This window comes from Oleiphilus sp. HI0067, from assembly GCF_001635735.1.
Map to the genome: position 1 here is coordinate 1 of NZ_LWFI01001163.1, position 1,243 is coordinate 1,243.

Here is a 1,243-nt window from a genome sequence, read left to right on the forward strand (position 1 = left end):
CAATCTCCAAACACTCAAAAACACGAAGCGGAGAAATAGCTATGCAGCGCAGAGACTTACTAAAATCGATGGTTGCTGCATGTTTATCGAGCGCCGTACCCAATATTGCGTTATCGACTTCTGCACTGGCGTGGAAAACCTGGTCAGGCAATCAACGCTGCGTACCGAGTGCACGTATTGCGCCGCAAAATTTAGCGGATCTGCAAACATGGCTGCGCAACAACCAAGGAAAAATGCGCTCTGTAGGCTCAGGACATTCCTTTACAGCACTCGTCCCAACCGATCATACCTTGATTAGTACGAGCTATATCCGCGGCGTGACTCAAGCCGTCGATAAAATCATGCAAGCCGATATCGCAGCAGGCACACAATTAAGCTCAGTTGGCCCGGCACTCAACGAGATGGGACAAGCCATGATCAACATGCCAGATGTTGATCGACAAACACTTGCCGGCGCGATTAGCACAGCTACCCACGGCACAGGCCGCGCGCTACAGTGTTTATCCGCCTATACAACTGAAATTGAATTACTCACTGCGAAGGGCGAGTTACTCACCTGCAATAACGACACTAATCACGATGTCTTTAAAGCAGCTCAGGTTGGTCTTGGAACAATTGGATTAATCACGCGCATTCGAATGCAAAACCGAGAGCCATTTAAACTCCGTCGATTAGCGCGCTGGCACAAATACGAAGAAGGTTTGGCGCAAGCCGAAGCATTTTCGAAAGCGCATCGAAACTTTGAGTTTTATGTCATTCCTTTTACGGGAATGATTTTAAGCGATGCCTTGGATGAAACAGACGAAGCAGTCACTGCCCGCGAAGAATTTGATGGCAATAATGGCTTGATGGATCTCAAACTAGCGCGTGATTATCTCGGCTGGAGCAACGAATTCAGAGAGCTCGTACTCGGCACGTACATGAAAACTCTAAGTGATGAGACAAACATTGATCATAGCCATCAAATTTACGCCACTGAACGTAACGTGCGTTTTAACGAAATGGAATATCATCTTCCGGTCGAGAATGGCCTCAAAGCGCTTGATGAAATAAAGCGCCTCATCGAATCTCAATTTCAGCAGGTCTTTTTCCCGTTTGAATGCCGTTTTGTAAAAGCTGACGATTGTTGGCTATCTCCGTTTTATAAGCGAGACAGTATATCTATTGCTGTACATCGTTATTTTGAAGAAGACCACTCCCCCTTATTTGCAGCCATTGAACCTATTTTTCAAAAGTACGGCGG

Annotated in this window: 1 protein-coding gene; it reads left to right on the forward strand. The window is 46.5% G+C overall.

Going from position 1 to position 1,243, the window contains the following annotated elements; translation table 11 throughout:
• Positions 1–41 precede the first annotated feature (41 nt).
• The coding region (locus tag A3739_RS17025; RefSeq protein WP_156502645.1) for a D-arabinono-1,4-lactone oxidase at positions 42–1,243 on the forward strand (1,202 nt) is incomplete at its 3' end.